Genomic DNA, 16,907 nt, shown 5'->3' with positions numbered 1-16,907 from the left:
GCCCACCATGCCCAGTTGTGTGATCGCCGAAGACGAAGAACTGCTGCGCCAATCATTGGTGGACTTGCTGGGTGAGGTCTGGCCCGAACTCACCATCCTCGCCGAGTGCGAAGACGGTGGCAGCGCGCTAGAGGCCATGGGCCAGCATCAGCCCGACGTCGCCTTTCTGGACATACGCATGCCCGGGCTGACCGGGCTGGAAGTGGCGCACGCGATGGCGCATGCCAGCCCGCGCACGCAGATTGTGTTTGTCACCGCCTTCAACCAGTACGCGATAGACGCTTTCGACAAAGGGGCGGTGGACTACCTGCTGAAGCCGGTGGCGCGCGAGCGGCTGGAGGCCACCGTGCAACGGCTGAGGGTGCGTGCCGACAGCGGCCAGCCGCAGGACGCCGGCGCATTGGCGGCGCTGGTGGCGCAACTGCGCGCCGCGCTGCCGGCCACGGTAGGCGGCGCGGGTCAGGCGCCGCTGGCCTGGATCACCGCCAGCGCCGGCCGGGAAACCCGGCTCATCATGGTGGAGGACATCGCCTACTTCCAGTCGGACAACAAGTACACCGTGGTGATGACGGCCGAGGGCGAGGCCTTGCTGCGCAAGCCGCTGCGCGAACTGCTGGATGTGCTGGACCCGAACCAGTTCAAACAGATCCACCGCGCCACCATCGTCAATCTGAAGGCCATTGCCTCCATCACGCGCGACGACACCGGCAAGGGCATCGTCAAGCTGAAAAACCGACCCGAGACGCTGAGCGTCAGCCAACCCTTCATGGGGCTGTTCCGCAACATGTGAGGCGCGGCGGGGTTCACACCCGCAGATGAACCACCCGCACGAGTGGCCCCACCTGCAAGCCATCCCGCCGGCCGTCAAAGAAGCGCTGGTTGATGGCCTCAAAGCCCATGTCGAACACCGTCTGGCAGCCCAACACCCGCAGTTCGTGCGCCATGGCAGCCGGCTCAAAGTGGCTGCGCCACGGCTCACCGGCCAGCGCCACCATGGCCCCCACCGCCTGCGCCGACAGGCGCTGCGCCACCGGCAGGCTGTTGGGCGGCACCAGGTAGTCGAACACCAGCGCGCTGCCCGCCGGCATGCCAGCCACAAAGCCCAGCATCTGCCGCACCGCCGCCTCGCTCAGGTACATGCTGACCCCCAACCAGGAGAAAAAAGTCGGCTCATGCGCCTTCAGGCCGGCGCGCACCAGCTGCTGCGCCAGGCCCAGCGCCTCGAAATCCACCGGCACGAAGCGCAATGCCGCTGGCAGCGCTATGCGGGCGTCGGCCAGCAGCCGGCGCTTGCGCTGCTGGGTGGCGGGCCAATCGACCTCGTACACGCGCAGGCGCTCGGCCGGGTGCGGGTTGCGATAGGCAAAGGTGTCCAGTCCGGCGCCCAGCACCACATACTGGCGCACACCGCGCCGCACCGCCAGCGCCAACTCGTCTTCGGCGATGCGGCTGCGCGCCACCAGGTAGGCACGCCACTGGCGCGCCAGCGGTGTGCTGTGCAGCAGGCCACCTGCCAACAGCGCCAGCGCACCGGCCGGCCCCAGCAGCGGCAAGGCCACCGCATCGTCCATCAACCGGGGCCGGTCGAACAATTGGTGGGCGGCACGGCTCAGCGCCACCTGCATGGCGGTCTGGCTGGGGCTGTCACTGCGAAACATGGTGGGACCTGGGGGATGGCCCATCTTAGGACGTGTGTGTGACGGCCGGGAGCCCCTCCCGTCCCGCAGTAGGGTCAATTCACGGCGCCAGCTCGTACCAGGCCGAGCCGTCGCCGTTGTCTTTCAACCAGCGCACCGGCCCCTGCGCGCTGGTATGACGCGCTCCAGCGCTGCCGGACAGGAAGCGCAGGCTGACGCCCGGCACGGGCAGCACGCGCCAGTTGCCATCGGCCACCAGGCGCAGCGGCTGGCTGGCTTTCAGATAGTCCATCAGCACTTCGCGGTTTTCGATGGCGGCGTCCAGCACCACCGGCAGTTGCGCCACGCCGGGGAAATTGCCGCCGCCACCGGCACGGTAGTTGTTGGTGGCGATGACGAAGCGCTGGCTGTCCGCCACCGGCTGGCCTTGCCACTGCAATTCGCGCACACGGCTGGCCTTAGTGTCCATCAGGGTGCCCTTGGCGTCGTAGCGCGGCGGCTGCGTGATGTCCAGCGCATAGCTGACGCCGTCAATGATGTCGAAATTGAAGGAAAAGTACCCAGGCTCCAGCAACTCCTGCACCGCTGGAGCTTGTGGGGAGATGCGGCGAAAGCGCCCGGCCGACATCTCCAACCACTCGCGCAGTTGTGCGCCGGTGATCAGCAGGCCTTTGAGCGTGTTCGGGTACAGGTACAGGTCGGCTGCGTTCTTGATTGCCAGCGGGCCGGCGGGCATGTCGGTGTAATACGTCCAGCCCTGGCTGCCGCCGGACTTGAACGGTGCCGTGGCCGACAGCACCGGCAAGTCCTGGTAGGGTGTGCCGCGCAGCTGGCGGCGCAGGTAGTCGCGCTGCGCATCGGCCACCACCTGGATCGACGCGTCGTCCGCCACCTGCGAGAAGTAGCTGTTCAGCGGCACGGCACTGTCGGCAATACGCTGGCGCACATAGGCCAGCGTGTCCGCATGCTCAACCGCAAAGGCTTGCGCCAAAGCCGGATCGGCCGCCACCACCGGACCGCCACGTGGGTTGACGCTGCGCAGGCTGGCCTGGCTGTCCAGCACGCACCACTGGCCTTGCGCATCCACCTGCAATTGCAGGTCCACCACGCCCAGGTGATCGCCCCACTTGCCGGGCATCACCGCCGGCACACCATGGATGCGGCCGCGCGCCAGATCCACGCCGGGGTAGCTTGCGAACGTGGTGCCGGGAAACTCGGCATGCGCATGGCCGAACAGAATAGCGTCCACCCCCGGCACCTGGGCCAGCGCAGCCACCGCGTTCTCGGCACCGGGGCCGGCGTCCACCTTGTCCAGGCCGGTGTGCGGCAGCACGACGACCAATTGCGCGCCCTGGACACGCATCTGCGGTACCAGCTCGCGCGCCACCGCCACCATGTCCCGGGGCACCACCTTGCCCTGCAGGTTGGCCTTGTCCCACTGCATGATCTGCGGCGGCACCAGGCCCAGCACGCCCACCTTCAGCGTGTGCGCCTTGCCGGTGGTGTCCACCACGCTGCGCTGCAGGATCACATACGGCGTGAAGGCATGGCGGCCCGGCTTGCCGCTGCCATCGTCCTCGTACACATTGCCGCTGACGATGGGAAACTGCGCGCCGCGCATGGCTTGGCGCAGGAAGTCCAGGCCGAAGTTGAAGTCGTGGTTGCCCAGGTTGGCGGCGTCGTATTTCAGCTGGTTCATCGCCCGGTAGGCGGGGTGGACCTGACCGGCAGCCAAGGGCTTGATCTTGGCCACCACATCCCCCAACGGGCTGCCCTGCAGCAGGTCGCCGTTGTCGAACAGCAGGCTGTTGGGGTTCTCGGCCCGGGCCGCGGCGATCAGCGTGGCCGTCTTGGCCAGGCCAAATTGCTCGCTCGGTTTGTCCTGGTAGTAGTCGTAATTGAGCAGGTGCATGTGCACATCGGTGGTCTCCAGCAGCCGCAGCTTGACCTCGGCAGCCTGCGCGATGCCGGCCAGCACGGCGCAACCGGTCAACGTGACGATCTGGCGCAAAAGCAATTTCATGACTCCACAATCCCCGCGATATGCAACACGGGCCTATTGTGCCGCGCGCATGTGAACACCACTGGCATTGGTGAGGATCGGGCCGCCACGGCATTCGGCATTTGAGCGTCAGGTCCGCCAACGGCCCCGATGTCGCTGGGGCGCGTAGCGCAGCGGCATCAAGGAGGAGGGCCGCAGGCCCGGGGGACAGCCGCGGAGCCACGCGCACCGGCGGCGTCGGCAAACCGCCAACGCACAGCGCGCTCAGGCTACTTGGTGCCCATGATCAGGTTGGGCAGCCCGGTGGCGATGCCCGGGAAAAAGCACAGCAGGAACACAGCCACGAACATCAGCCCGACGAAGGGCATCACGCCCCAGACCACGTCCTTCAGCGGGATGTCCGGCGCGACGTTCTTGATGACGAAGATGTTCAGCCCCACTGGCGGGTGGATCAGCCCCATCTCCATCACGATGGTCATCACCACACCGAACCAGATCAAATCAAACCCGGCGGCCTTCAGCGGCGGCAGGATGATGGGCGCGGTCATCAGGATGATGGACACCGGCGGCAGGAAGAAGCCCAGCACGATAACCAGCCCCAGCAACACCGCCAGCAGCACCCAGCGTGACAGTTGCAGGCCAACGATCCATTGCGCCGCGCCCTGGCTGATGTGCAGGTGGCTCATCACATAGCTGTACAGCAGCGACATGCCGATGATCAGCATCAGCATGGTGGATTCGCGCAGCGTGGAGGCCAGCATGGGCGCCACATCGCGCGGGCGCCACAGACCATAGACCACGGCGATCAGTCCCAGCGCCAGCAGGCCGCCCAGGCCGGCGGTTTCCGACGGCGTGGCGTAACCGCCGTACAGCGCCACCATCACGCCCAGCAGCAGCGTGACGAAGGGCAGCACGCGCGGCAGCATTTCCACCTTCTGCTGCAGCGTGAAGTGTTCGTCGTCCAGGTAGGCGGACTTGACGCCGCCTTGCTCGTACACGGCGAGGGCCAGTTTGTATTCCTTGCGCGCGCGCACCACCGCGTAGCCGGCGAACAGCACCACCAGCATCAGCCCCGGGCCTATGCCGGCCAGAAACAGCCGGCCCAGCGATTGCTCGGCCGCCACCGCGTACAAAATCATGGTGATGGACGGTGGCAGCAGGATGCCCAGCGTGCCGCCGGCGGCAATGATGCCGGCCGCAAAGCCCGGCGAGTAACCGCGCTTGCGCATCTCCGGGATGCCGGCCGAGCCGATGGCTGAACAGGTGGCGGGCGACGAGCCCGCCATGGCCGCGAACAATGCGCAGGCGAACACGTTGGCGATGCCCAGGCCGCCCGGCACCTTGTGCAGCCAGACGTGGATGGCGCCATACAGGTCCTGCCCGGCGCGCGACTTGCCGATGGCCGCACCCTTCATGATGAACAGCGGGATGGACAGCAGCGTGATGCTGGCCATCTCTTCGTAGACGTTCTGCGTCACCGTGTCCAGCGAAGAGGCCGGCATGAAGAAATACATGAAGCCCACCGCCACCGTGCCCAACGCAAAGGCGATGGGCATGCCGGAGAACATCACCAGCAACGTGGCAACACCATATGCAATGCCTATCGCCAGTGGGCTCATGGTGAGACCCCTGCGCTGCGCGCTGCGTCATTCGGTGCTTCAACCTCCACCTCACCGGTCACCCGCACCAGCGTCTGCAGCAGCAGTTGCAGCGTCAGCAGCCCCATGCCCACCATCATCAGCCCATACGGAATCCACAGCGGCGGCGCCAGCGCGCTGGAAGTGGTTTGCCCGTCCTTCACGGCCTCGTGCAGCAGCGTCCATGACTTCCAGCTGAAGAAGGCGCAAAACAGCGTGGACACCGCATCCACCACCAGCAGGCGCACGCGGTTGACGGCTGCCGGCAACACCGAGGCCAGTGCCTCAATGCCCACATGGCCGCGCTGCGATTGCACGTAGCCGGTGCACATGAAGGTGGCGCCCACCAGCAGGAACACCGACACCTCGTCCTGCCAGTCAGTGGCGGACTTCAGGAAATAGCGTGTCAGCACCGAATAGGTCAGCACGCAGGACGCGCCAACCAGCACCACCATGGACACCCGCAGCACCTGCAGGTTGACCCATTGCAGCACCGCGTCCGCGGCGGCCAACGCCGCCAGGCGCGGTCGGCGCTTGGGGCCAGGCGCATGCGCCGCCGGTGGAGCGACCCCCATTACAGCGTCTGCTCAGCCAGCGCCAGCAACTTGGCGCTGCCCTCGTTCTTGGCGGCGTAGTCTTTCCAGGCGGTGCGGCGGGCCAGGTCCTGCCATTTCTTGATGGCGGCGGCGTTCAGGTCGACCACCTTGGCGCCGGCCTTCTGGTAGACATTGGCCACCTCGATGTCGTCACGCTTGGCGTTTTCCAGCGCAAATTTTTCCATGTCGGCGCCCACGGCCAGGATGGCGTCGCGCTGGTCCTTGGGCAGGGCGTCGAAGATGCTCTTGGACATCAGCAACGGCTCCAGCATGAACCAGTAGGCGCCGGCACGACCGGTGGTCAGCGACTTGGCCACTTCTTCCAGCTTGAACGAGATGAATGACGTGGAGGACGTCATGGCCGCGTCCATGGCGCCGGTCTGCATGGCGGCGTAGATTTCATTGGACGGCAGGCTGATGACCGAGGCGCCAGCTTCCTTCAGGATCATGTCCACCTCGCGCGAGCCGCCGCGCACCTTCATGCCCTTGGCGTCCTCCGGGTCGATGATGGGCTTGCCGCGCGAGGCCACGCCGCCGGCCTGCCAGATCCAGCTGACGATGACAATGCCTTTCTCGGCCAGCATGCGCGTGAACTCCGCGCCCACCGGCTTGTTCTTCCAGGTGTAGGCCTGCTCGTAGGACACCACCAGGCCGGGCATCAGGCCGATGTTGGTCTCGGGCACCTCGCCACCGGCGTAGGACACCGGGAACAGCGACATGTCCAGCGCGCCCTTGCGCATGGCGGAAAACTGCGCGTTGGTCTTCATCAGCGAAGAGTTCGGGTAGATCTCGAACTTCAGCGCGCCCTTGGTGCGCTTTTCGACTTCTTGCGCAAAGGTGCGCACCAGGCGGTCGCGGAAGTCGCCCTCCTTGATGCTGCCACCGGGGAACTGGTGCGAAATCTTCAGCGTGGTGCCTTGGGCAAATGCGGGCAGCAAGGGCTGCATGGCAACGGACAGACCACCCACGGCCTGGAGAAGTTGACGACGTTTCATGAACAAATGTCCTTCGAAAGTGAGGGCATGCCAACCTTCATGGGTTCCATGCCGGCTGGCAGTGTTGCACGAAACGCCAGGCGGCGCACCGGTAATAACGCTAGGGGTGCAGCGGCGAAAGTCCTCACTGGCAACAGTGACGCAGTCACGCGTCAGTGCAGGATTTTCTCCAGCACCACCGGGTGCCACAGCTCCTTGCGCGCAAAGGGCGTGGCCTTGGACAGGTAGGGGTTGGGAATGACGAACAAGCGGCGCTGCTCCAGGCCCGCAGCGGCGATCAGCGGCCCCAGTGTCTTGTTGAACAGCGCGTCAAAGCTCTTGTCCTTGACGGCCTGCTCAAAGCCGTAGTTCAGCCGTTCGGCGAGCGCCGCATTCTTGTGGCTGACGAAGAAGTAGTACGCCGTGGGGTAGGCAATGGCCCAGCTCTTCACCACGTCCAGGCCCTTGGCCTGAGCAATGGGCTGCGCTTCCACGATGCCCATGGGCAGCAGCTTGGGGCCATTGGCGCGCAGGGCCGCCAGGCCAGCGGCAAAATTGGGCAGGCGCACCACCTTCAGGCCGGCATCAGTCTGGATGCTGAAATCGGGCCAGTCGAACACCAGACCCAGCTCTATCTTGCGCAGCGCTTCCAGGCTGTCGGTGGGCTCATGGCGTGCCACCTGTTCGGGCAAACCCATGCCCACCCGGATGCCCAGCAGCCCCTTGTACAGGCAATAGCGTATGGGCGTGGCCTGGGCTTCGCGGTTCAGGTCGGTCATGCTGCTGACCACGTCCAGGTGGCCGGTGGACAGCTCGCTGAAGGCGCGGTTCTGGCTGATGCCCTCGACCTTGTCCAGCGCGTAGTCGCCATACTTGGCCCGGGATTTTTCCAGCACCAGGTTGAGCACCATCGCCTCCCAGCCCAGCTCACCGGCATTTTGCTGGCCGGTGAAATTGTGGCGAATGCGCGTGGGCGGCGCGGCATGGCTGGGCAGGCTGCTCAACAGCCCCAGCAAGGCGACACACACCAGCGCAAAAGCGCGGCTTGGCAACAACAAACGGTGTTTGGACATGGTCAGGATGGGTGATGCGGGCGCCGGCAATGCGAACAAGCCAACCGGGCGGGCATCGCAGCCTACAGTATCCACGATCCGCATTGAAAAACCGCCACAACGTACATGTACACTGTCACGCAGGAGGCAGAAACTGGCGAACTTGGTGCATTGGCGGGACTGGCGGCGGCACTGCGCGGCCTTGCTGGCGACGTGTGCCAGCGCCAGCCATGCGGCACCGCCGGAAATCACCTGGTACATCCCCGACCTGCCGCCGCACTACGTGGTGGAGGCCGGCCGCAAGGAAGTGGGCTTTCACCAGCAGGCGCTGCAGAAGCAGTTCATGCCGGCACTGGGCGATTACAAGCACAGCACCAAGGTGGCCTCGGTGGGGCGCGTGCTGGCGATGCTGAAGTCCGACCCCAATGCCTGCATCCCCAGCGCCGTGAAGACACCCGAACGCGAGCAGTTCATGGTGTTCTCGCGCCCCAGCCTGGCCATGATCCCGCCCGGGCTGTTCGTGCGCGCCGGTGACGCGCACAAGTTCACACCGCTGGTGGACGCCAGCGGCCGCATCTCGCTGGAAGCGCTGCTGGCGCGTGGTGACTTCGTGCTCGGCGTGGAGGGCCAGCGCCGCTACGGCGCCGGCGTGGACAAGCTGGTGGAAGCGCGCACCGGCAGCAAAGCGGTGTACCAGGTCAATTTCCAGGCCGCCGCGCGCAGCCTGATGCGCATGGCCGCGGTGGAGCGGGTGGACGGCGTGCTGGGCTACCCCTACGAGGCCACCTGGCACCTGAACGACCGCAGCTGGAACGGCCCCAACAAACTGCATTTTTACGAGCTGACGGAGCAGCCGCGCTTCAACACCAGCTACGTGGCGTGCTCCAACAGCGAACTGGGCAAGGCGGTGATCGCCCAGCTCAATGCCCGGCTGGACCAGGCCAGCACGCGCGCAGCCATCGCCGGTCATTACGAAACCTGGCTGACGCCGGAATTCCGCGCCGAATCCAAGCGCATCCAAAAACTGCTGCCAGACCGGTGACGCGTGGTCATGCCGCAAAGGCATAGCAGTTAGCCGACGTCACCGCTGGTGTGTCAGGGCGGTCGCGTCCAGAATCACGCCAACTCCCTAGACAAGGCCTTGTTGCATGACCACCCTGACCGGCATTTCGTCCATGGCCACCCGCCAGGTGCTGGCCGAAATGGCTGCTGCCTACGAGCAACGCACAGGCGTGCAGGTGAAGCTTGAGTCTGTGGGGGGCGTGGACGCGGCCAAGCGCGTGCAGGCCGGTGAAGCCTTCGACATCGTGGTGCTGGCGCGCGACGCCATGGACAAGTTGGCCGAGGGCGGCCATCTGGATGCGGGCAGACGCTGTGCCATCGTCGACTCGGCGGTGGCGCTGGCGGTGCGCGCTGGCGCGCCCAAGCCCGACATCAGCAGCGAGGCCGCGCTGCGCGCGGCCCTGCTCGCCGCCCGCGCCGTGGGCTACTCCAGCGGCCCCAGCGGCAACGCCCTGCTGAAACTGGTGGAACGCTGGGGCTTGACGGACACGCTGAAGGGCCGCCTGGTGCAGGCCACGCCGGGCGTGCCGGTGGGCCAACTGGTGGCCAGCGGCGAGGTGGACCTGGGCTTGCAGCAGCTCAGCGAGCTGATGGGTGTGCACGGCATCACGCTGCTGGGCGGCATGCCGGCCGGGTTGGAGATCGTCACCACCTTCGTCGGCGCGGTGGCCGGCACGTCGACCCAGGCGGGCGAAGCGCGCGCATTGCTGCGCTTCTTCTGCGCGGATGACAACGCAGCACTGAAACTGCGCCTGGGCATGGCCGCGCCGCGCTGACACCACCGGTCACAGCACGCGAGCACTGTCTCGCACGTTCAGCCGTGTTAACACGGCCTTTACAAACCCGCGCCAAACTCGGCGCATGAATGACCTCAACCTCGTCCGCGGCCTGTTCCTGATGGCCATTGCGCTGCTGTTTGGTGGCGTCTCGCTGAGCTACAACATCGGTGAATTCAGCCGCGCCGGCCCTGGCCTGTTTCCGCTGGTGGTCAGCGGCATGCTGCTGCTCATCGGCATCGCCACCGTGGTGCGCTCGCGCTTCGTCAAAGCCGTGCCGATCGACTACCAGTTCAAGAACGTCGCCCTGGTGCTGGGCAGCCTGGTGGGTTTTGTCGTGCTGTCCCAGCTCATCAACATGATCGTGGGCATCGCCTTCCTGGTGTTCTGCTCGGCCTATGCCGGCACCTCGCACACCTGGAAGCGCAGCGTGAAGATCACCGTCGGCCTGGTCATCGTCGCGCTGATGTTCCACAAGCTGCTGGGCCTGAACCTGCCGCTGTACTGAGTCATACCCCATGGACATCATCCACAACCTCGCCTTCGGCTTTGGCCACGCCCTGACCTGGCATAACCTGCTGTACTGCGCCATAGGCTGCTCGGTGGGCACGCTGATCGGCTTGCTGCCCGGCCTGGGGCCGCTGTCCACCATCAGCCTGTTGCTGCCGCTGACCTATTCCATCCCCACCGATGGTTCCCTCATCATGCTGGCCGGCATCTACTATGGCGCCCAGTATGGCGACTCGGTCAGCGCCATCACCATGAAGATTCCGCACGCCAGCAGCATCGTGGCCTGCATAGACGGCTACCAGATGACGCTGAAAGGCAAGACCGGGTTGGCGCTGTTCACCGCCGGCATCTCCAGCTTCATCGGCGGCACCGTGGCCATCATGGTGCTGGCCACGCTGGCGCCCATGCTGGGTGAAGTGGCCTTCCTGTTCGGCCCGGCCGACTACTGCGCGCTGATGCTGGTGGGTTTCGTGTGCGTCAGCTTCGTCACCACCGGCAGCCTGCTCAATGGCCTGGCCATGGCACTGGTGGGCGTGTTGGTGGGCCTGATAGGCACGGACGTGAACAGCGGCGCCGAGCGCTTCACCATGAGCCTGCCCAACCTGGCGGACGGCGTCAGCCTGGTCAGCGTCGCCCTGGGTTGCTTTGGCATCGCCGAAGTGGTGAAGAACCTGGACAACAAGGAAGAGCGCACGCCCTTCAACGGCACCATCAAGCTGATCCCCACCTGGGCGGAGTTCAAGCGCATCATCCCCAGCGCGCTGCGCGGCAGCGTGGTGGGCTCGGTGCTGGGCATCCTGCCCGGCGGCGGCCCGGTGATCGCCCAGTTTGCGGCCTACGCCATCGACAAGAAATTCAGCAAATACAAGGACGAAATCGGCCACGGCTCCATCGAGGGCGTGGCTGGCCAGGCGGCGGCTGACGAGGCGGCCGCGCGCACCAGCTTCATCCCGCTGATGAGCATCGGCATCCCGGAAAACGCGGTGATGGCGCTGATGATGGCGGCCTTCATCGTCAAAGGCATACAGCCGGGGCCGAACATGATCGCCACCCACCCCGACCTGTTCTGGGGCCTGGTGGCCAGCATGTGGATAGGCAATGTGTTCCTGGTGATTTTGAACGTGCCGCTGGTGCGCTACTGGCTCACCGTGTTCAAGATCCCGTTCGCGGTGCTGTTCCCGGCCATCCTGTTCTTCTGCTGCATTGGCACCTACAGCATCAACAACAACCTGAACGACATCTACACCACCGCCATCTTCGGTGCGGTGGGCTACATGTTCATGCGCCTGGGGCTGGAGGCGGCGCCGCTGATGCTGGGTTTCATCCTGGGGCCGATGCTGGAGGAGAACTTTCGCCGCGCGCTGCTGCTGGGGCGCGGCAGCTTTGCCACCTTTGTCAGCCGGCCCATCAGCGGCACGCTGCTGGCGCTGATCGCGGTGTTCATGACCTGGCAGTTCGTGTCGTTTGTGCGCAAGTCGCGCCAGGGCAAAGCGGACGAGGTGGTGGTGCCGGCCGAAGCCTGATGGCTCAGCCCATGCGGCGTATGGGCTCGCTGCCGTCCCAGCCCACAGAGGCCTGGCGTATCTGCTGAAAGTATTCGCCCTTGCCGCCGCTGAGCTCCGAGATTTCCACCATCGCGCTGGGGTGGTCCGGCCGCAGGAAGTAGGCATAGCGGCCGCGGTTGGCGCCCATGCGCCCGCTGTGGCCCTCCACATAGCCGCGTGCCCGCATGGCGGCGCAGAATTCATCAAACCGCTCCAGCGTCCAGTAGGCCACGTGCTGGGCCACCTCGCCATTGCGCTGCAGCGTGTCCAGGTACAGCGTGGGCGCGTCGTCGCGCTGCTGTATCAGCTCGAACTGCATGTCGCCCGAATTGGCCAGCGCGATGGACAGCTTGGGCAGCGCAGAGGGCTTGCCGTAGTAGGTGTATTCGGTGGAGACCACGTTCTCCTTGTAGAACCAGGGCCCGACGCCCAGTTCGGCCCAATGGCGCATGGCTTTCTCGATGTCGCGCACCACATAGCCGACCTGGCGCACTGGCCCGAACAAGTGACTCATTGGAACTCCTTCAAAACAAACGCGGGCTCAGCGCATGTAGGCGCCGCCATTCACATCCAGCGTGGCGCCGGTGACGTAGCTGGACAGGTCGCTGGCCAGGAACAGGCAGGCGCCCGCCACCTCGTCCGCACTGCCGGCACGCGGCAACGGCCAGGACTGGCCCAGCGCGTGCTTTTCCTCGTCGGTGCGGCCACTGCGCGAAAAGTCGGTGATGACCAGCCCCGGTGTGACGGCGTTGGCGCGTATGCCCTGCGGCCCGTACTCGCGCGCCAGTGCACGGGTGAAACCCAGCACACCGGCCTTGGCGGCGCAGTAGTGCGCACCGCCAAACACGCCACCACCCTGCTGCGCCGACATGGACGACACCATGACGATGCTGCCCTGCCCTTGCGCCTGCATGGGGGGCAGCACGGCCTGCGTCAACTGCAGCGTGCCGCGCAGCACCACGTCGGTGATCAGCGCGTAGTCTTCAGGGGTGATGTCGGCGATGGCGCGCTTTTGCGTGATGCCGGCGTTGTTGACCAGCACGTCGATGCGGCCCCGTGCCGCCGACCAGGCCAACGCCTGCGCCACCGCTTGTTGGCAGGAGGCAGCGTCCGTCACGTCGCAGCGCAGCCCCAGGGCCCTGCCCTGCCCTTCATCCACATCGGCGGCCGCCTGGCGCGCATCGGTTTCATCCAAATCCAGCAGCACCACCGCCGCGCCATGGGCCAGCATCAGCTTCGCGGTGGCCTTGCCTATGCCGCGCGCGCGGCCGGCGCCGGAAATCAACACCGTGCGGCCATGCAGCAGCGGGCCTGTGGTCTGGCGTGGCGGGGTAGCTTCTGTTGCCATGTGGACTTCAGTCCATGGTGATGTTGGCCGCGGTGGCGATCTGCTTCCAGGCTGCGATGTCGGCGGTGGTCATGTCGCGCAGCTCATCGCCCCCCACATAGGCGGCGGTGATGCCCAGGTCCAGCAGGCGGGTCTTCACATCGGGCATCTCCACCACCTGCTTCAGCGCAGCCGACAGCTTATCCACGATGGGCTTGGGTGTGCCAGCCGGGGCATACACGGCCCAGCGCAGCGCGCCCATGCGCTTGCCGGCGAAATCAATGCCTTCGTCGTCGTAGCTGGCCACATTGGGCAGGCTGGGCGAACGCGAGGTGCAGGCCGACAAGGCCTTGAGCTTGCCGGACTTCACCATCGGCGAGCCCGAGGCCATGTCCACAAAGGCCAGCTTCACATGGCCGCCCAGCATGTCGGTCTGTATCTGCGCCACCGACTTGTAGGGGATGTGGCTCATCTCGATCTGCGTGCGCAGGCTCAGCAGCCCGGCACAGAAATGCCCGGTCGAGCCATTGCCCCAGGTGGCATATTGCACAGCGCCGGGCGACTTCTTGGCCAGCGCCACCAGCTCCTTGATATTGTTGGCCGGGAAGTCATTGGTGGCCACCAGCAGGATGGAGGCGGTGCCCACCTGACCCAGCGCGGCGAAGTCCTTCACCGAGTTGTAGGGCAGCTTGGGGTTGATGGCCGGCAACAGCACATGGGTGGTGGCGCCGCCAATGCCGATGGTGTAGCCGTCGGCGGGGGCCTTGGCCACCAACTCGGTGGCGATGGCGCCGCCGGCGCCGGGCCGGTTGTCCACCAGCATGCTGCCCTTGAGCAAGGTGCCCATCTTCTCGGCCAGGATGCGCGTCAGCGTGTCGCCACCGCTGCCCGGCGCGGAGATGGAGACGAAGCGTATCGGCTTGGACGGAAAGTCCGCCACGCCCTCGGCATGGGCGGCGGCGGCGCTGAAAGCGCCCAGCAGGGTAGCGATCATCAACAGGGGGCGCATGGTGGTTCTCCTCGTAGGTGTTGGTGGGTATCGGTTCACAGCGACAGGCCACCATCCACCACCAGCTCCAGGCCGGTGACGTAGCGGCTCTCGTCAGACGCCAGGAACAGCGCGGCGTTGGCCACGTCCCAGGCGGTGCCTTGGCGGCCCATGGGGCAGCGGGCATTGCGCATTTCGCGGCCCTTGCGCAGCTCTTCTTCGTTGGCAAACAGTGCAGCGGCGTGCGGCGTGTCGATCAACCCCGGCACGATGACGTTGCAGCGCACCTGGTGCGCCGCATACTGGCGTGCCACCACGCGCGTCATGTGGTTCAGCGCCGCCTTGGAGGTGCTGTATGACAGGAACTGCATGGGGCTCCACTTGCGGCTGGCAATGGACGAGATGTTGATGATGGAACCAAAGCCCTGGCGCATCATGTGCGGCACCACCTCGCGGTTGCTCAGCATGGCGCCCTTCAGGTTGATGGCGTGCACGCGGTCCCAGGACTCTTCGGTGACCTCGATCAGCTCGCCGAATTCTTCCACGCCCACGTTGTGGTGCAGGATGTCCACACGGCCGAAGCGCGCCAGGCAGTGGTCCACCATGGCCTTGATCTGCGCGGCGCTGCGCACGTCAGCCAAAAAGGCCTCGCCACTGCCGCCACCAGCGCCACCATCACCATCACCCACCATGGCCTTGATGCGCCGCACCGTGTCCTGCGCCGCTTCCAGGTTGCGGTCGGCGCACAGCACCTGCGCGCCCTCGCGCGCGAAGGTCACCGCACAGGCGGCGCCGTTGCTGATGTCCGCGCCTATGGAGCCGGCACCGACCACGATGGCCACCTTGCCGGCCAGGCGTCCGCTGCCCAATGGACGGTTGTCGCGGTTGTCGCTCATGGCACCGCCTTGGCCTGACGGCCGCTTGGTTTGTTGGCAGACGTTGGGACCGGCAACCCCGCCACCGGCCCGCAGGACTCGCGCAGCACCAGCTGCGTGGTCATCAGGATGCGCTCGGGCTCTTGCGTGGCCTGCGCACTGCCCAGGCGGCGCAGCAGCAGCTCGGCTGCTGCCGTGCCCACGGCCGCCAGGTCCCAGTTCAGCGACGTGATGGTGGGGCTGAACAGCGTCGCCAGATCGGTGTCGCCAATGCTGATGACGCTGACGTCCTCCGGCACCGTGCGGCCGGCATGGCGCAGCGCCTGCAGCACGCCCGACAAGATGCGCGTGCCCAGGCCCAGAAACGCGGTGGGCGGCTGCGGCGCCCCGAGCAGCGCCAGCGCTTCGCTGAAGGCAAAGTCCATCGCCGAGCGCTCGGCGCGTATCAGTTGCGGCTCGGGTTGCAGGCCGCGCTCGGCATAGGCGTCCTTGAAACCGGCAATGCGCTCGCGGCCCGGGCGCAGCACGCTGCCGGGTGTCAGCAGCGCGATGCGGCGGTGGCCCAGGTTCAGCAGGTAACGTGTGGCCTGCAAGGCGCCGGTGTAGTGGTCCACGTGCACACCGGCGTTGGGCCCGGTGAAGTCGCGGTCCAGCGCCACCACCGGGGTGTCTTGCGCCAACTGGGCCAGGTAGTCAGGCGTCTCGGTTTCGCAGGGGCCGAGGATCAGGCCATCGACCCGGCGACGGCGGAACAGATCAACCAGCGTCTTTTCGCGCCGGCCGTCATTGTGCGTGTTGGCCAACAACAGCACATAGCCGGCTGCCAGCAGCCGCGCCTCGATGGCGCTGAAGATGCGCGCGTACAGCGGGTTGGCAATGTCGGACACCAGCAGCCCCACCACACCGGTGGAACGGGTGCGCATGCTCTGCGCCACCGCGTCGGGCTGGTAGCCCAGCTCGCGCGCGGCGCGGGTCACACGCGCCACCGTGTCTTCGCTGACGCGGCCCACGCGGTTCAGCGCCCGCGAAGCGGTCCCCACCGCCACGCCGGCGGCCGCGGCCACCTCGCGTATGGTGACCTTGGCCTTGGTACCGTTGTGCTTCATGCCGGTACCGCAGCCTGGCGCAGGCCAGCCGGGAAACGCTCGGAACCATCCTCCAGCGGCACGGCAGCGGTGTTGAGGAAAAACGCCGCCATGTGGTAGAAGGCCGACGAGAAGATCAACTCCATCACCTGCTCCTGCGGCCAACCGGCACTGAGCGCAGCCCAGGTGTCGTCCGACACGGTGGAATGCTGGTGGATTTCGTCCACCATGCGTGCGATCAGGCGCTCCTTGTCGGTCCACAGGCTGGCGCTCAGGTCACGCCAGCTCTTGGCGCAAGTCAATTCGCTGACCTGTGCCTTCAACAGGCCGCAACGCTCGGCATAAATGCTGACGTGCATGCCCCACTCGTACTCGGAACGCGTCAGCGCACCGGTGCGGATGATGGCGATTTCGCGCTCGCGCTCGGGCAGCGCGCATTTGAACAGCACCACATGCGCCAAGGCCTGAAAGGCCGGGCCCAGCTTGGCGTGGTTGGCCAGCGCGAGGCGCAGGTTCAACGGCGACAGGCCCTTGAAGGCGGTGCTGTCCACGGCGGCCTGCACCTCCGGCTCGTACGGGGGCGGCCGCAGCGGCAGGCGGCGGGAAACGGCAAGCTTTGGCGCGGGCGACGTGGTCATGCAGCCAGTTTGCGATGTTTGCGGAAACGTTTTTATAGTGGTAACCCTAGGTTTGTCGCCAGCGTGTCAGATGAAGCGTTCTCGCTTCCAGCAGCTTGCTCACGGCGCTTGGTTGGTGGATATGGAAACGGTTTCGCATCCCCGTGCAGCAAGGCTTTGGGCACCCACCGCGTTGCCACCTGTCATCCATTGCTGCGACACTGC

17 protein-coding genes are annotated in these 16,907 nt (G+C 66.0%); 5 read left to right on the top strand and 12 right to left on the bottom strand.

The genetic code is table 11. The annotated features are described in order from the left end of the window. The first annotated feature begins 7 nt into the window (after positions 1–7). Positions 8–790, top strand: a complete 783-nt coding sequence (locus tag AC1DX2_RS13440) for a LytR/AlgR family response regulator transcription factor (protein WP_477196865.1) — start codon at positions 8–10, stop codon at positions 788–790. Between the two features lie 13 nt (positions 791–803). Here AC1DX2_RS13440 and AC1DX2_RS13435 read toward each other — a convergent pair whose 3' ends face one another. The 6 genes from AC1DX2_RS13435 to AC1DX2_RS13410 form a co-directional block, all read right to left on the bottom strand. Continuing rightward, entirely contained in the window at positions 804–1,658 is an 855-nt protein-coding gene (locus AC1DX2_RS13435) for a class I SAM-dependent methyltransferase (RefSeq protein ID WP_477196864.1), read from the bottom strand. Positions 1,659–1,737: 79 nt separating this feature from the next. Continuing rightward, complete coding sequence (locus AC1DX2_RS13430; RefSeq protein ID WP_477196863.1) at positions 1,738–3,660, bottom strand: bifunctional 2',3'-cyclic-nucleotide 2'-phosphodiesterase/3'-nucleotidase; 1,923 nt, start codon at positions 3,658–3,660, stop codon at positions 1,738–1,740. Positions 3,661–3,908: 248 nt separating this feature from the next. Beyond that, on the bottom strand, positions 3,909–5,258 hold the full coding sequence (locus AC1DX2_RS13425; RefSeq protein WP_477196862.1) for a TRAP transporter large permease: 1,350 nt from the start codon (positions 5,256–5,258) through the stop codon (positions 3,909–3,911). Next, complete coding sequence (locus AC1DX2_RS13420; RefSeq protein WP_477196861.1) at positions 5,255–5,851, bottom strand: TRAP transporter small permease; 597 nt, start codon at positions 5,849–5,851, stop codon at positions 5,255–5,257. Before AC1DX2_RS13420 ends, AC1DX2_RS13425 begins: the two co-directional genes overlap by 4 nt. Continuing rightward, the gene (locus AC1DX2_RS13415) at positions 5,851–6,867 is read right to left on the bottom strand and encodes a TRAP transporter substrate-binding protein (protein ID WP_477196860.1); all 1,017 of its coding nucleotides are present in this window, start codon (positions 6,865–6,867) and stop codon (positions 5,851–5,853) included. The genes AC1DX2_RS13420 and AC1DX2_RS13415 overlap by 1 nt, the downstream gene beginning before the upstream one ends. 152 nt (positions 6,868–7,019) lie before the next feature. After that, a complete protein-coding gene (locus AC1DX2_RS13410; protein WP_477196859.1) occupies positions 7,020–7,919 on the bottom strand; it encodes a hypothetical protein in 900 nt (299 codons plus the stop codon). 181 nt (positions 7,920–8,100) lie between these two features. Between AC1DX2_RS13410 and AC1DX2_RS13405 the strand changes: the two genes are divergently transcribed. The 4 genes from AC1DX2_RS13405 to AC1DX2_RS13390 all read left to right on the top strand — a co-directional run bounded on the left by AC1DX2_RS13405 (position 8,101) and on the right by AC1DX2_RS13390 (position 11,769). Next, positions 8,101–8,940 carry a TIGR02285 family protein gene (locus AC1DX2_RS13405; protein WP_477196858.1) on the top strand — a complete coding sequence of 280 codons (840 nt, stop codon included), beginning with the start codon at positions 8,101–8,103 and terminating at the stop codon, positions 8,938–8,940. A gap of 106 nt (positions 8,941–9,046) precedes the next feature. Then, positions 9,047–9,736 (top strand): substrate-binding domain-containing protein, encoded by a 690-nt coding sequence (locus tag AC1DX2_RS13400; RefSeq protein ID WP_477196857.1) that lies wholly within the window; start codon positions 9,047–9,049, stop codon positions 9,734–9,736. A gap of 85 nt (positions 9,737–9,821) precedes the next feature. Beyond that, a complete protein-coding gene (locus tag AC1DX2_RS13395) occupies positions 9,822–10,244 on the top strand; it encodes a tripartite tricarboxylate transporter TctB family protein (RefSeq protein WP_477196856.1) in 423 nt (140 codons plus the stop codon). A gap of 10 nt (positions 10,245–10,254) precedes the next feature. Continuing rightward, positions 10,255–11,769 (top strand): tripartite tricarboxylate transporter permease, encoded by a 1,515-nt coding sequence (locus AC1DX2_RS13390; RefSeq protein WP_477196855.1) that lies wholly within the window; start codon positions 10,255–10,257, stop codon positions 11,767–11,769. Between the two features lie 4 nt (positions 11,770–11,773). Here AC1DX2_RS13390 and AC1DX2_RS13385 read toward each other — a convergent pair whose 3' ends face one another. From AC1DX2_RS13385 to AC1DX2_RS13360, 6 genes are read right to left on the bottom strand one after another with little or no spacing between them, the layout of a single operon-like run. Then, entirely contained in the window at positions 11,774–12,304 is a 531-nt protein-coding gene (locus tag AC1DX2_RS13385; RefSeq protein ID WP_477196854.1) for a VOC family protein, read from the bottom strand. Positions 12,305–12,331: 27 nt separating this feature from the next. Then, positions 12,332–13,138, bottom strand: coding sequence for an SDR family NAD(P)-dependent oxidoreductase (locus tag AC1DX2_RS13380; RefSeq protein WP_477196853.1), 807 nt, complete (start codon positions 13,136–13,138; stop codon positions 12,332–12,334). Positions 13,139–13,145: 7 nt separating this feature from the next. Continuing rightward, positions 13,146–14,126, bottom strand: a complete 981-nt coding sequence (locus tag AC1DX2_RS13375; RefSeq protein ID WP_477196852.1) for a Bug family tripartite tricarboxylate transporter substrate binding protein — start codon at positions 14,124–14,126, stop codon at positions 13,146–13,148. A 35-nt stretch (positions 14,127–14,161) separates the two neighbouring features. Continuing rightward, positions 14,162–15,001, bottom strand: coding sequence for an SDR family NAD(P)-dependent oxidoreductase (locus AC1DX2_RS13370; protein ID WP_477196851.1), 840 nt, complete (start codon positions 14,999–15,001; stop codon positions 14,162–14,164). Beyond that, entirely contained in the window at positions 14,998–16,086 is a 1,089-nt protein-coding gene (locus AC1DX2_RS13365) for a LacI family DNA-binding transcriptional regulator (RefSeq protein WP_477196850.1), read from the bottom strand. Before AC1DX2_RS13365 ends, AC1DX2_RS13370 begins: the two co-directional genes overlap by 4 nt. Then, on the bottom strand, positions 16,083–16,703 hold the full coding sequence (locus tag AC1DX2_RS13360) for a carboxymuconolactone decarboxylase family protein (protein WP_477196849.1): 621 nt from the start codon (positions 16,701–16,703) through the stop codon (positions 16,083–16,085). Before AC1DX2_RS13360 ends, AC1DX2_RS13365 begins: the two co-directional genes overlap by 4 nt. Positions 16,704–16,907 lie beyond the last annotated feature (204 nt).

This window comes from Hylemonella sp. P2_B10, from assembly GCF_056404875.1.
This window is presented reverse-complemented; position numbering and strand designations above follow the sequence as displayed.